15 protein-coding genes and 1 tRNA gene are annotated in these 14,546 nt (G+C 31.8%); 9 read left to right on the forward strand and 7 right to left on the reverse strand.

Features of this window, described 5'->3' with window-relative positions:
• Nucleotides 1-493: 493 nt before the first annotated feature.
• The 4 genes from HKP48_RS11420 to HKP48_RS11435 all read right to left on the reverse strand — a co-directional run bounded on the left by HKP48_RS11420 (nucleotide 494) and on the right by HKP48_RS11435 (nucleotide 4,472).
• The gene (locus HKP48_RS11420) at nucleotides 494-1,987 is read right to left on the reverse strand and encodes a DUF418 domain-containing protein (RefSeq protein WP_296345949.1); all 1,494 of its coding nucleotides are present in this window, start codon (nucleotides 1,985-1,987) and stop codon (nucleotides 494-496) included.
• Between the two features lie 133 nt (nucleotides 1,988-2,120).
• Nucleotides 2,121-3,437 carry a UDP-N-acetylglucosamine 1-carboxyvinyltransferase gene (gene murA, locus HKP48_RS11425; RefSeq protein WP_296345952.1) on the reverse strand — a complete coding sequence of 439 codons (1,317 nt, stop codon included), beginning with the start codon at nucleotides 3,435-3,437 and terminating at the stop codon, nucleotides 2,121-2,123.
• Between the two features lie 5 nt (nucleotides 3,438-3,442).
• Nucleotides 3,443-4,090 carry a DUF4290 domain-containing protein gene (locus HKP48_RS11430; RefSeq protein WP_296345953.1) on the reverse strand — a complete coding sequence of 216 codons (648 nt, stop codon included), beginning with the start codon at nucleotides 4,088-4,090 and terminating at the stop codon, nucleotides 3,443-3,445.
• A gap of 88 nt (nucleotides 4,091-4,178) precedes the next feature.
• Nucleotides 4,179-4,472, reverse strand: a complete 294-nt coding sequence (locus HKP48_RS11435) for a DUF493 family protein (RefSeq protein ID WP_296345955.1) — start codon at nucleotides 4,470-4,472, stop codon at nucleotides 4,179-4,181.
• Nucleotides 4,473-4,561: 89 nt separating this feature from the next.
• On the opposite strand from HKP48_RS11435, the gene HKP48_RS11440 reads away from it, so the two are divergent.
• The 5 genes from HKP48_RS11440 (at nucleotide 4,562) to HKP48_RS11460 (ending at nucleotide 9,107) form a co-directional block, all read left to right on the forward strand.
• Complete coding sequence (locus HKP48_RS11440; protein ID WP_296345957.1) at nucleotides 4,562-5,101, forward strand: ATP-binding protein; 540 nt, start codon at nucleotides 4,562-4,564, stop codon at nucleotides 5,099-5,101.
• Between the two features lies 1 nt (nucleotide 5,102).
• Nucleotides 5,103-6,998: a RecQ family ATP-dependent DNA helicase gene (locus HKP48_RS11445; RefSeq protein WP_296345959.1), complete on the forward strand. Its 1,896-nt coding sequence runs from the start codon at nucleotides 5,103-5,105 to the stop codon at nucleotides 6,996-6,998.
• A complete protein-coding gene (gene fmt, locus HKP48_RS11450) occupies nucleotides 6,995-7,954 on the forward strand; it encodes a methionyl-tRNA formyltransferase (protein WP_296345962.1) in 960 nt (319 codons plus the stop codon). Before HKP48_RS11445 ends, fmt begins: the two co-directional genes overlap by 4 nt.
• 194 nt (nucleotides 7,955-8,148) lie before the next feature.
• Nucleotides 8,149-8,421: an HU family DNA-binding protein gene (locus HKP48_RS11455; RefSeq protein WP_296345964.1), complete on the forward strand. Its 273-nt coding sequence runs from the start codon at nucleotides 8,149-8,151 to the stop codon at nucleotides 8,419-8,421.
• A gap of 131 nt (nucleotides 8,422-8,552) precedes the next feature.
• Nucleotides 8,553-9,107, forward strand: coding sequence for a YqgE/AlgH family protein (locus HKP48_RS11460; protein ID WP_296345966.1), 555 nt, complete (start codon nucleotides 8,553-8,555; stop codon nucleotides 9,105-9,107).
• On the opposite strand, the gene HKP48_RS11465 is transcribed toward HKP48_RS11460, so the two are convergent.
• On the reverse strand, nucleotides 9,104-9,955 hold the full coding sequence (locus HKP48_RS11465; RefSeq protein WP_296345968.1) for an aminotransferase class IV: 852 nt from the start codon (nucleotides 9,953-9,955) through the stop codon (nucleotides 9,104-9,106). The genes HKP48_RS11460 and HKP48_RS11465 overlap by 4 nt on opposite strands.
• A 55-nt stretch (nucleotides 9,956-10,010) precedes the next feature.
• Nucleotides 10,011-10,403, reverse strand: coding sequence for an START-like domain-containing protein (locus HKP48_RS11470; protein WP_296345970.1), 393 nt, complete (start codon nucleotides 10,401-10,403; stop codon nucleotides 10,011-10,013).
• 125 nt (nucleotides 10,404-10,528) lie between these two features.
• On the opposite strand from HKP48_RS11470, the gene HKP48_RS11475 reads away from it, so the two are divergent.
• A tRNA-Met gene (locus HKP48_RS11475) sits at nucleotides 10,529-10,602 on the forward strand.
• A gap of 929 nt (nucleotides 10,603-11,531) precedes the next feature.
• Here HKP48_RS11475 and HKP48_RS11480 read toward each other — a convergent pair.
• Nucleotides 11,532-11,909, reverse strand: a complete 378-nt coding sequence (locus HKP48_RS11480; protein ID WP_296345973.1) for a hypothetical protein — start codon at nucleotides 11,907-11,909, stop codon at nucleotides 11,532-11,534.
• 90 nt (nucleotides 11,910-11,999) lie between these two features.
• Between HKP48_RS11480 and HKP48_RS11485 the strand changes: the two genes are divergently transcribed.
• The 3 genes from HKP48_RS11485 to HKP48_RS11495 all read left to right on the forward strand — a co-directional run.
• Nucleotides 12,000-13,142 (forward strand): tyrosine-type recombinase/integrase, encoded by a 1,143-nt coding sequence (locus HKP48_RS11485; protein WP_296345975.1) that lies wholly within the window; start codon nucleotides 12,000-12,002, stop codon nucleotides 13,140-13,142.
• A 47-nt stretch (nucleotides 13,143-13,189) separates the two neighbouring features.
• Complete coding sequence (locus HKP48_RS11490) at nucleotides 13,190-13,549, forward strand: hypothetical protein (RefSeq protein ID WP_296345978.1); 360 nt, start codon at nucleotides 13,190-13,192, stop codon at nucleotides 13,547-13,549.
• A gap of 773 nt (nucleotides 13,550-14,322) precedes the next feature.
• On the forward strand, nucleotides 14,323-14,546 hold a 224-nt coding region (locus HKP48_RS11495; protein WP_296345980.1), incomplete at its 3' end, for a hypothetical protein.

Genomic DNA, 14,546 nt, shown 5'->3' on the forward strand with positions numbered 1-14,546 from the left:
GGTAGAAAGAATTGAAAGAAAATTGAATAATAGGCCTAGAAAAAGGCTTAAATTTGAAACACCATTAGAAGTAATGGATAAACTTTTGTTTAAAACAGAAGTTGCGTTTATGACTTGAATCTAGCAAATTAAAATAATTTTTGTTTTCATAAATGTTAGTTTTTGTTATAATACACCACAACGTGTTTGTGTATGATTTGGTTTTAATAACTTGTATCAAACGACACCAAAGTTGGCTAATTTTTTTTACAAAATCAAATCTTCTTAATTTTAATATACTTCTCAATTATGGGGGTTTAGATTTTGATGAGGTAAAAGGGGTGCATTCAAGGTCTCTTTTGAAATTATCGATATCGTGTTTGTGTATGATTTAGTTACGGGTTAATATGCGTTAATTTTCGGTTTGGCAGTGACTTTAGCAATTCCGAGTGGATTCGGACGTAGTCGAATCCGCCGTAATTGCGGTTATACATCTTTTTTGTAGCCAGTTTTTCTATCGGATTATTTTTTTCATTATCCATTCTACGGGGCCATTTTCTCTACTTTTCAGCCAATAAGTTGCAAACAATACACATAAAATACTAAAAATTAAAGCATACGCAACTGAAAATTCTATTGGATAATTCCCCACTTTTCCTGGGTTAATAACTTCAATAAGTCCCATACCAATAATTACGTGTGCAACATAAAAAGTTAGAGCTAATTGTCCCGTTTTATTTAGAGCCAAAAGTATTTTGTTTGTTGAAAATCTTTTTCCGATAATGATACAGGCTGATATTATTAATACGGAAATTGCAATTCCATTAAACATATAAATTGGTAATGGTGGCATTGGGTTTGTTCCAATAATTTCTGATAATTCACTTGCTGTTTGTTTGTTTCCTTCTGATAAAAATGAAATTGACACGTGTGATAAAATTTGAATTACAACAAAAGTAATTGAACTAATCAAAAATGCTTTTTTGATAAATCGGTCACTTTTCAAGTCTTGTTTGCCAAACCAAAAACCAAAAAGCATAAAAGCAGTCCAAGGTATTACTGGGTGAAAACCATTGAAGAATAGATTTCTAAAAAATCCATTAACTGTCCAAAAATCGAGATAATCTAAAGTGTCAAAATTCCAACCTGTTTCGTAATTCCAAAAGCCAATTAATAATGGATAAAACAGTATTAATGCAATTGCCGAAATTAAAATAGTTTTTTCATTGCTTTTTAGTAGAAGCAAAATAACAAGCATATAAATTCCATAAAAATGTAAAATGTCCGCTGGCCAAATTACAATATATGAAAGACCAACAATGAAAAGAAATAAGGCTCTTTTTACAATTCTTATTCTGGCGGTTTTTAATTTTTGGCTGTCTTTATTTTTCAATGCAGAATTTGTCATTAAAGCAATTCCAACGCCTGCTAAAACTACAAAAGTTGCTGCTGCCTTTCCGTCAAAAGCACTCGCAAATGATTTTACCCAACTCAATCCATTTTCGCCAAGTACGACTTTAAAATTAACGATTATCATTCCGATAACTGCTAATGCTCTTGTTATATCAATTCCGATTATTCTTCCTTTCACGGTTTTTTCCAAATTAGCTTTTTCTTTATTTAGTGGAAAAGCTGTAAAAGTTAGTTTTTCGCTTGTTAATTGTGGTGATATTCGTTGTCCGTAAAGTTTAGAAATGACTTTTATTAAATTGTCACTATCTTTTCCTATTGAATGAATTTCAACTCCTTTTGAAACGAAACTTGTATTGTCAATCTCTTCGTTTACTATTCCTGCTGGAATTCCTTCTACAATATTGATTTTCAGTCCGACAATTTGGTTTTCGTATTTAGCTTTACAAGTCAAACTCCAAAATCCATTGTCTAATTTTTCTTTTTCCGTTATTGAGAAAACTAAATCTTGCCAACCTTCTTCAGCGTCTTGTTTGGCAGTCAATTCAATCAGGTTATTATTTTGACCAAATACGAAAACGCTACTTAAAATTCCCATTATTAATATCAGTTTCTTTATTCTTATTAGGTTGCTCTCAAATGCACTACAGCGTAAGGATAACATTTATTTTTAAAACAAAAAAGCTCCAAGTTAATCTTGAAGCTTTTTTTATTATATAATCTTATTAAACCTAATTACCTTCTAAACGCTCAATCTTAGCACCAATAGCTCTTAGACGTGTATCAATATTTTCATAACCACGGTCAATTTGTTCTATATTATGAATCGTCGATGTCCCTTTTGCCGATAGGGCTGCTATTAACAACGATACACCAGCTCTAATATCTGGAGAGGTCATGGTCGTAGCCTTCAATTGGGATTTAAAATCGTGACCAATAACGGTTGCTCTGTGCGGATCACAAAGAATAATTTTTGCACCCATGTCAATTAGTTTATCGACAAAAAATAAACGGCTTTCAAACATTTTTTGATGCACAACAGCGCTTCCTCTTGCTTGAATTAATACTGTTAGGATAATACTCAATAAATCTGGTGTAAAGCCCGGCCAAGGTGCATCAGAAATTGTAAGTATAGAACCATCGATATAACTCTGTATTTCATATCCGTCTTTATGTGCTGGAATATGAATATAATCACCTTGTCGCTCTACCGTAATTCCAATTTTCCTAAAGACACTTGGTATAACGCCCAAATCGTCCCAACTAACATTTTTAATGGTCAACTCACTTTTTGTCATTGCGGCTAAACCAATCCAACTACCAATTTCAATCATATCTGGTAGCATGCGATGGTCAGTTCCGCCGAGACTATCTACACCTTCGATGGTCAAAAGATTAGAACCAACACCAGATATTTTAGCACCCATACGATTCAGCATTTTACAAAGCTGTTGTAAATACGGTTCGCAAGCTGCATTGTATATGGTCGTCGTGCCATTGGCTAAAACTGCAGCCATGACAATATTAGCAGTTCCGGTGACTGAGGCTTCATCAAGAAGCATATAAGTTCCTTTTAGCTCTTGTGCTTCAACACCATAAAAATAATCTTCCCTGTTGTATCTAAACTTTGCTCCAAGTTTTATAAAACCTTCAAAATGTGTATCTAAACGACGACGTCCAATTTTATCGCCTCCTGGTTTTGGTATATAACCTTTACCAAAACGAGCCAGCATTGGACCAACAATCATTATAGAACCTCGTAATCCTCTTCCTTCGATTTTGAAAGCTTCAGACTCAAGGTAGTCTAAATTGACGTTTTCTGCCTTAAATGAATATGTATTAGCCGCTAGTTTTTCGACTTCAACACCAAGATTTTGCAAAAGTGCAATTAATTTATTGACATCTACAATATCTGGAATGTTATCTATTGTAACTTTTTCTGGAGTTAATAAAACTGCACAAAGAATTTGTAGTGCTTCGTTTTTTGCACCTTGTGGCGTTATATCACCTTTGAGTTGGTGACCACCTTCAATTTTAAATGTTCCCATACGTTTTAGTAACGTTTCCTGTTGTTGGAATATTTTTTCTTTCCACTAGACTTTTTAGTACTCTTGCTTCCGTACTTAGATTTAGTTCTTAACAAGCTACTAGAATCTGTTAAATCTTCATTACTGTCTTTCAGATTTATTTTCCCATCAGATAGTTCATAAAGGTGTTCATAGATTACTGCGTCTTCCACGGTGTCTTTATTCCAGTTTAAGAAACACTTTTTCATATGATTGGCAATGGTGTAGACCAAACCTTCTTTCATATCGCCTTCTTCCCAAGTCATTGCCACGTCTATCATGGTCTTAATATTATTTCCGTAAAAACGGTATTTAGGAAAATTCTGAGGATATTTTAAAGGCTCAGGACGTGCCAGAATAACTTCTCTGTCTGGCTTATCAAATGGCGAATCGACATCAATCTCAAAATCTGCCATAATAAAAAGCTGGTCCCAAAGTTTGTGCTTAAAATCAGGCACATCTCTTAAATGCGGTTGCAAGTTTCCCATTACTGCGATAATGGCTTTTGCTAATTTATTGCGTTCTTCTTTGGTTTCGCGGGACTTGGCATGATTAATCATTTTCTGTAAATGACGTCCATACTCTGGAATAATCAAATGCTCACGTTCTGTGTTGTACTCTAAATCGTATATCAAAATTGTAAAAATGTGTAGTAAATAATAATTAAACCTGTAGTTACTGGTTTTGTCGCAAAGTACAAAAATTTAGATAGCTATACCAACATTATAAAGAAATTACATCTTCAATTTTTTCGGCTACTTCTTTATACTTTATAATCACAGCATCTGGATTTTTCATATTTACATTAATGGACACACTTGTGTACTTACCATTTTTAGATTCTTTTGTTGTAATTACAGCTCCTTGGTTATTAAATAAGTTGCTTAATTTCTTAATTTTAGAAGCGTCTGTAGTTATAATAAATTTATAAAGATATTCTGAAGGCCAAAGTGCTGTATCTTGCAATTGAGACTTCAGTTTTTTGTAAAAAGCTTCGGATTTATCTGATGTGCTCATAGTCAATTTTTGAAATGCAAAGATACATTTAAGTTTATAGTTTTTAATTAAATTTTAATTCCGAATTTTACGGCAAATTACGTTAAGATTTGAATCCAAAAAAAATAGCCATTACAGGCGGTCCTGGAACAGGAAAAACCTCTATCATTAAAGGTCTTCAAAATAAGGATTATTTGTGTTATGAAGAGATTTCAAGACAAGTCACTTTACAGGCACGTAAAGATGGGATTGAACAGCTTTTTTTAACCGAGCCGCTTCTATTTAGCCAAAAACTTCTTGAAGGACGTATGCAGCAATTTAATAATGCCAAAAAAGAAGCTGCAGACCTTGTCTTTCTAGATAGAGGCATACCAGATATTTTAGCCTATATGGATTTTATTGGTGATATCTACCCAAAGCATTTTATTGAAGCTTGTGAGGTGCATAAGTACGAATCTGTTTTTATTTTACCGCCTTGGGAAGACATCTTTGTTTCAGACGCAGAACGCTATGAGAATTTTGAGCAATCCAAAATCATTAATAACCATTTACTAGAAACTTACCAGCAATTTGGCTATAACTTAAAAACGGTCCCTTTTGGCACTGTAGAAGAGCGTGTAAATTTTATTTTAGAGAACTTACATTTGTAATATGCACCCAATTGAAGCATTAGAACGGTATTGGAATCACATGTCTTTTAGACCTTTGCAGGAAGACATTATAACCGCTGTGCTTAATAATGAAGATACCTTTGCGCTTTTACCAACTGGTGGTGGAAAATCTATATGTTTTCAAATTCCTGCTCTAATAAAACCTGGTATTTGTATTGTGGTTTCTCCTTTAATAGCCTTAATGCAAGACCAAGTAAATTCGCTCAAACAAAAAGGTATTAAAGCTGTGGCTATTACTTCTGGCATATCTTATAGCGAATTAGATACAAGCTTAGATAATTGTATTTATGGTAATTATAAGTTTCTATATCTATCTCCTGAGCGTCTTCAGCAAACTTTAGTACAAGAGCGCATTCAAAGAATGAACGTTAACCTCATAGCTGTAGATGAAGCACATTGTATAAGTCAATGGGGCAATGACTTTAGACCAGCTTACAAATCCATAGTTACATTAAGGGAACTACAACCAAGTGTTAATTGTATTGCGCTTACAGCTACAGCAAAATCTAAAGTGGTTGAAGATATTATAGAATCCCTAGATTTTATAGACCCTAAAGTTTTTAAAGCTTCCTTTAAACGAGAAAACATCAGCTATCAAGTTATAAAAACTGAAGACAAGAATTATCATTTAGAACATATTTTAAATGAAAACAAAGGCGCTTCCATTATTTATGCCCGAAGCCGAAAGGCTACAGTAACCATTTCGGACTATTTACTTTCTAAAGGATTTGAAACCACCTATTATCATGGTGGATTGACCAATATCCAAAAAAAAGAACGTCTTCATCTCTGGACGACTAATCAAAAACCAATTATGGTAGCTACAACTGCTTTTGGTATGGGAATTGATAAACCAGATGTAAAAAGTATTATTCATTATAATTTACCCGAAAGTTTAGAAAGTTATTATCAAGAAGCTGGTCGCGCTGGAAGAAACGGAAATGATGCTGTTGCTGTTATTCTGAAAAAAAATATAGACGAAGACCGATTGAAAGGGCAGTTTTTAAGTGCTCTACCATCAATTGATGCCATTAAATATGTATATAAAAAGCTGTGCAATTATTTTCAAATTTCTTATGGTGAAGGTCAAAACACATTACATCAGCTTAATTTTAAAACCTTTTGCCACATATATCAACTAAAAACTACGCTAACGTTTAATGCCTTAAAAATACTAGATAGTAATAGTATTATTTCATTAGACCAACGGTTTAATTACAGAACAACTGTTCAATTTAAAGTGAGTAATACGGCTATTTTTAAATATCTTGAATCTAACAAATCTCAAAACAAAGCGATTAAAGCTTTACTGAGAACCTATGGTGGTATTTTAGACTACATAACCAAGATTAATTTAGAACTTGTGGCTAACAAAGCCGAAACAACTATACCTAAGCTATTAGAGATTTTAAAAGATTTAGAACGCCACAATATTATAGACTTAAATATTGCTAACACTGATTCTGAAATTACCTTCATAAAACCGCGTGAAGACGAAAAAACTATAAATCCTATCATACCAATTATAGAGCTACAACAAAATTTAAAAAAAGAACATATACAAAGTGTTATTAGATATACAAATAATGATACTATTTGTAAAAGTATTCTGCTTTTAAACTATTTTGATGAAGATACAACCGAAGAATGTGGAAGATGCTCCATATGCTTGTCTAAAAGTAACTCTGATGCCTCTGTATTAAAAACAACAATTAAAGAACAAATTTTAAAAGAGTTAGAAGATAAAAATCAATCTTCGCGAGAACTATTAAATAACATAAAATGCGGTCAGGTTAATCTATTAGATGCTCTTACTTTTCTAATCGAAAGTGAAAAAATAACTATTACTGCAACAAACACATATAAACTCAAATGAGTAAGAAAAGAGATTTAAGAATCGTTTTTATGGGCACACCCGATTTTGCTGTGGCAACCCTAAAAAATCTATTAGACCATAATTACAATGTTGTTGGTGTTATTACAGCACCTGATAGACCTGCAGGACGTGGAAGAAAACTTAGAGCTTCAGCTGTAAAAGAATTTGCAGTTGCCTATGACTTAAAAGTAATGCAACCTACTAATTTAAAGTCTGGAGAGTTTATTGAAGAATTACAAAGTCTAAAAGCTAATCTTCAAATCGTGGTTGCCTTTAGAATGCTACCAAAAGTTGTTTGGCAAATGCCAGAGTATGGCACTTTTAATTTACACGCTTCTCTCCTACCCAATTATCGTGGTGCAGCTCCAATACATTGGGCAATAATTAATGGTGAAAAGAAAACAGGTGTTACCACATTTTTTATTGACGAAAAAATAGATACAGGTGCCATCATCATGAAATCAGAAACTTCAATTTCTAAAGATGAAACGGTTGGTGAACTTCATGATAAATTAATGACCTTAGGAAGCCAATTGGTTATTAAAACAGTAAAACAAATTGAAACTAATGAGGTTAAAACAACAATACAACCAAACAATAACGATTTAAAAACAGCTTACAAGCTTAATCGTGATAATTGTAAAGTTGACTGGAATGAAGATTTGGATACCATATATAATAAGATTCGGGGCTTAGATCCGTTTCCTTCAGCTTGGTGTTATTTAGATAATCGTGAAGATGAATTTATTTCCATAAAACTATATGGTGTTTCAAAAGTAGAAGAATTACATAATTTTGAAAATGGAACAGTAAAAATTATTGATAACCAAATAAAGATAGCTTGTAAAAATGGATACATTAAAGTTGAAGAATTACAACTTCCAAATAAGCGAAAGATGGATGCAAAATCATTACTAAATGGTTTTGAATTTAATAAAAAAGCAAAAATGCTCTAAACCCCTATTATCATTAGGTTTCAAGAAAACATCGACAAAATGCACATCTTTATTAACAAATACGCCAAGTTATCAACAAAACCGCGTATTTACTAGGGTTTTACTTGCATAGGATGTTTATACGTATAAATTTGTTATTGATTTTAACATTTATGTTGAAAGCTAAACATTTAATAATTTAAATTCAATATTTTATGAACAAAACAGATTTAGTAAACAGTATGGCTGAAAATGCAGGTATCACAAAAGCTGCAGCAAAAAAAGCATTAGACGGATTATTAATTGATATCGAGGGAGCTTTACAAAAAGGTAACCGTGTATCTTTAGTAGGTTTTGGTTCTTGGTCAGTTACTCGTAGAGCTGCAAGAGACGGAAGAAATCCACAAACAGGTAAAACAATAAAAATTAAAGCGAAAAATGTAGTAAAGTTTAAGGCAGGTTCTGACTTAAGCGATGCTGTAAACTAAGCTTATTTTGTTTACAATATTCAAGCCTGCTAAGTAGCAGGCTTTTTTTATGATATAAATTTGACAATCAAATAATTGGTAATCTAAAAAAAAATCTTACTTTTAAGTAGACCATAAATCCTACACCAACTTTGAAAAAGCCAGAAAAAGGAAGCTTACTTATTGCAGAACCATCTATAATTGGAGATATTTCCTTTAACCGTGCGGTGGTACTTTTGGCTGACCATAATGATTTGGGCTCAGTAGGTTTTATATTAAATAAAAAATTGGATTTTAACCTTTGTGACCTTATTGAGGGCACAAACTCTGAGTTCCCAATTTATAATGGTGGACCTGTAGAGCAAGATAATCTGTACTTTATACATAAGTCTCCTAACCTTATCCCAGATAGTATAGAAATAGCGCAGGGTATATTTTGGGGTGGTAATTTTAGTGTGGTTCTGGAGCTTATAAACTCCAAAAAAATTTCTTCTGAGGATATAAAATTTTTCTTGGGTTACTCTGGCTGGGAAGAAAAACAACTCGACGATGAGCTAGACTCTAATGCTTGGGTAGTATCTAAAAACACCTATAACAACAATATTATCTCCAAATGCTGTAGTGAGTTTTGGAAAGAAAAAATGTTAGAAATGGGAGGTGAATATTGTATTTGGTCTAATGCACCAGAAAATCCAAGCTATAATTAAGCTAGTCTCAATTTTACATTTAGGCTTCGTAGTATGTCTTGAGCAACACTGTTACCATACTTCTTTTTACGATACTGTCCAATAGACTGTATACCAACGATTGTATTTGTAATAAATAGTTCGTCTGCTTTCTGTAGCTCAAAAGGAGAAATAGACGCTTCCTCAATAGTATAGTTAGGATTATTCTGTAATAAGCTAAGTATTTGTCTACGCATTACACCCTTTAAACATCCATCTTCTAATGGTGGCGTTTTTATCTTATCACCTTTAACCAAAAACAAATTACCATTTAATGCTTCAATGATGGCTTTATCTGTATTAATAACCAAACAATTATTCCATCCATTTTCTTTTGCATAGACACTACCTATAACTTGAATAGCTTTATTATTGGTTTTTAAACCTGAAAGAAAACCAGGTGCTATATAAAAATCTTTATATAAATCAACAACATAATTTTCATAAGAATTAACTACATAAAATGGATTATCTAAAAACTCAGTAACGATATAAAAACTAACGTTTGCATCGTTATTAGGAAGGTATTTCCCACCTTCTCCTCTATCTACATTTAATCGGACTCTTGCAGACTTGTTTGCATAGGCATTTGCTTCTATCGTTTTTAGAATTTCGGCTTCAAAAAATTCCATTGTATAACTCATAGGAATTTCCATACGAAGAATTCGCATTGACGACATTAACCTAAAATAATGGTCTTCTAGGAAAAAAATGTGGCCATTAACCACTCTGATAGTCTCAAATAAAGCATCTCCATACTTGTAGCCTCTATTTTCTATTGAAACTTTGGCATCTTCTATATTTACTAGTTTTCCGTTAAAATTTATCATAAAAAAAGTCCCGTTTAAAAACGGGACAAAGATACTATTTGTGAGTAAAAAAGGATTAAGCAGAACCTAAAACTTGTTTTAAGCTACCTATCATATTTTCCCAAAGCATTTTAGACTCTTCAACCTCATCTTCATCAGCAAAATCTGTAACCATAAGAGATACATCTTTGGTGATTTCATCAACTTGGATTCTTATTTCAAAATAGCAAGTACTACCTTCTTCTTCGTCTTCTAGCCAACGAAACTTAACACGGTCACCACTTTTTTTAACTAACAGTTTTGCTTGTTCCTCGCTCCCATCCCAAATAAAAGTAAATAATTCACCTCTACTATTCACATTATCCGCATACCACTCTGACATACCAGAAGGCGTAGAAATGTATTGAAATAATAATGACGGTGAAGCGTGTATTGGAAATTCTAATTCGTACTTAATTTTATCGTCCATCTATGAAATATATTATGTGCTCAATATATATAATATTAATTTAGATTAAAACATAAAGCATAAAATATTTTTGGTTTCTTATGTTTGCTCTAGTGAAATTTGTTTTTATATTTGCACGCTCAAACGGCGAGGTAGCTCAGTTGGTTAGAGCGTCGGATTCATAACCCGGAGGTCACGAGTTCAATTCTCGTTCTCGCTACAAAATTCTAATGCATATATTAAAACGGTTTAGGTTTTTACTAAACCGTTTTTTTATGATTTTAATTAACCAAGTTCTTAAGTTTGTATGCAATAGTGTATATGATTTGGTAGAAAAGCCTCTTTTTTCTAAACCTAAAATCAACACTACCATCGGCTTTCAAAAAAACGTTGGTATTTTTTTTCTTTCAGAAACCCTGATACTGGTAAACTAAAATGACTTACTTCCTTTTATGGTATAACCAATAAATATAAGACCAAGAATAACAATTAGAAGTACTTTCTGTATATAGAATAAAATTACTACGAGTCTTAAAATAGGATATAATCCTTGCTCTGATAATACAGTTTTATTTAATAAACTAAACAAAACCACTTATACATATCCTGATAAAACTCCTACAAATGAATCAACAATTAAGATCCTTGAAAAGACTCACGTAGGTGATTTATAAAATAATGAACTATCAATTATATAAGCTTTTGAACTAGGATTAAAACTTAAAAAAATAGAAATCAGTATTATAACTTTTAAGGATTGTATTAACAATGTCAAACTTTTTCTAAAATGGCTGTAAGCCTCCAAACATAGTGCAAAAACTATAAACGATTTAAAAAATCTGTTTGTATTGTTTTTCTAAATAATATTTTTAATAGAACATCCCTTAGAAATAGTAACACCTTTAGAACAGATTTAAGCAGTATTTTACAAGTTTTGGTAGCTAATGAGCGGACTCTATGACCACGCTCGAAATGACAGAGAAATCATTATATGTTTCAATTTATGATTAAAAAAGGATAATCAAGATTTAAAGTATTGATTGTGAGTAATCGTTAACTGCCGTGTAATGAATATATGTATTGATAGTAATAGAGGGAAACTATATTAAGGTACAGATACACAATGTATTGTATATTTTTAAGCATTTTTTAGTTCATATAATCCTGCCATTGGATAAGTACATATTTTTTAATTCCGTTTTCGTTTCGCTTTAAAAAACCATACTCGTAAACAAATAAGTATATGTCACCTTTTTGGTTCTTCCAGTAATGCGTAAAGAATTTTGGGTTAAAGCCTTTATGTATTAGAATACTACTTCTTACTGTCGCCTTCCCTGCCCTATTGTATTCTTTTAATAGTTTTCTATTTAACCGCAATTGATTATCAACTTTGTTATAAAATCGTTCTGGTCTTTGTTTTTCTCTTTTATATTGATGAGAACTTTTACAATTTGAATCACAATATTTTTTATCTGTTCTGCCGGTTAATTCTTTATTACAGTGCAGACAATTTTTAATTAATCTCATAAATTTTACTTTTAACAGTATATTATACGAAAAATAGTCGAATACAGTACTGCTATTGCTTTTTCAATTGATATTTTTGATGTATATCATATGAAAAATAGAACAACCATAACATTAGAACCCGTAAAACACAACAAAACTAACTATGTTGTCATAAACTATAATAATGAATCCGAAGAAGCTAAAGACTATATAAAAGGTTTCTATGGCGTAAAGCATGGCAAAAAAACTAATACTTTCTTTATTGAATATTATAACACAATTATAAACGAGCTCTTTATTTATTTTAGAGATAAAAACTGGTATGTAGACTATTCTGCATTTAAAAACAAAACAACTAAAGTAGGTAGCAAAAAAAAGACAGTTTATTGGGATAATTACAAGTTGCCGCCTATTAGTGATGGTCAAGGTGAAATACTTTCAAAATATGGTAAATGGTTACAACAGAAACGATTTAGCGAGAATACTGTACATACCTATGTAGAAGTTACAGGATTGTTTTTAAGATATCTAACGTTAAAAAATATTGATACTATTTCTGCAAGAACCATTGAACAGTTCAACTATGACTTTATTTTTAAAACAAATAAGTCTGTATCTTATCAAAACCAATGTATCAGTGGCATAAAACGATATTTAAATTTTAAAGAAATTCCAATAGATGATTTTAAAATTATACGCCCAAATAAAGACAAAAAGTTACCTACGGTCCTTAATAAGTCTGAAGTAAAATCTATTTTAGAAGCAACAACAAACCTTAAACACAGGACTTTACTAAGTTTGGTATACTCTGCTGGTTTGAGAATCGGAGAAGCTTTAAAGCTTCAGGTAAAAGATATTGACACAGAACGATATCTTATTCATATTAAAACTGCTAAAGGACGAAAAGATCGCTATACCTTACTCGCTCCTAGTTTTATTCCTATTTTAGAATCTTACATAGAACATTATAATCCTAAAAATCTTCTTTTTGAGGGACGCTCAGGTGAAGCTTACTCACAAGTTAGTGCAAGGCAAGTATTAAGAAGTTCTATTCAGAAAGCGAAGATAAAGAAATATGCTACTTTACATACACTTAGACATAGTTTTGCAACACATTTACTAGAAAGCGGAACGGATATAAGGTATATACAAGAACTTTTGGGGCATAATAGTCCAAAAACAACAATGATATACACACATGTATCATCAACAAATTTATCTGAAATTAAAAATCCTTTCGACAATCTGTAAAAATTGATTATATTTAAAAAAAATGGAATTTTGAAAAAAATATATGGATGAATAAATTATCGAATAATCATCGTTATCCCTCTAATTCGTCACATTATACAACATTCAATCATCCATATAAACTAGTTACCCAACATTTGAAAAACGTCACGAAAAATAACCTCGAACTGAATTTGAAAGAAGCCACTTCCTCTCTATTAGAAATGGTTAGAAATTCTTGTTGGAATAAAATTTCGGACAATACGAGTTACATAATTTCGGAAATAATAAATGACGAGCGGAATTTTTTTGACAAACGAATTGAACGTAAGAAAGCAAACGAAAAGAAAAATCCCAAATCGCTTGAACAAATAACGGCTGAATTAAACCCATTTTATGCGTTAGAAAATCCATTACTTATGGAATGATAGCATAAATAGGGTCTAGCAAACTAGTTAACGAATACTTGTTAGGTGTATTTTTTCTAATGCTATGCAATAGAAACTTATTGAAAAACAGAACATTGAAGCATTTTCAGAAATATCTATTGCATAAAATGGGTTAAAAGGAATTTATGAAAATCTGTACGATATAAACTTGTACGTATATAAAAGCAAAAAGGAAAGTACAATAATTGAAATTCAATACTATCCGAAATCATCACTTGAATCTGACTTTTATGAGAGTGTAAAACATAATAATCCAATGTTGCATTGTAAAATCGGACTTCCGCATTATCGGAAAAATGACACCGAAAAATTTGACGTGAATTGGGAATTGGGAGGAATTCGTTACGAATGGAATAATTTTCTGGGGAAAATACGATTCAAGATTTATGAATATAAATATCAGAAAAGGAAAAGATTACGGAATAAAAACGTTGGGTAACAACGTGTATAATTAATGGCTAGTTTAGGCTTGCTTACGAAAATCCTCGCGGATTTTCTATCTGGTTTTTATTTGCTAAATTAGGTGCTTAAACACGCCACTAATCATACACAAACACGTTGTGCGTCATACAAAAAAGCCAACCGCACAAACAGCACATTTGGTTTTTGCCGACACAAAAGCCAACGCTGAAAAAACCAAAAGAGCTGTTTTTTGCCAACGCTCATAAGAAAATTGAAAAGAATAGGGAAAACCATAATAAAAGAAATAGAATAAATAGTATTTTTATGAATTGCAACCCAACCAAAAGCATATGAAATTAATTACACATAATCCCTATCGAATTGCAGGTATTCTCTCAAACGCAACGGAAAGAGAATTACAAAAGCAAAAGACTAAAATAAAAGCCTACTCAAAGGTTGGAAAAGAAATCAAATCAGACTTTGACTTTCAAATTCTCGAAAGCATTCACAGAACAGAAAATTCTGTAACCAAAGCATTCTCAAATGTTGAGCAAAACCAAGACAAAGTAAATTA

It is taken from the genome of Winogradskyella sp., from assembly GCF_013042245.1.
GTDB lineage: Bacteria > Bacteroidota > Bacteroidia > Flavobacteriales > Flavobacteriaceae > Winogradskyella.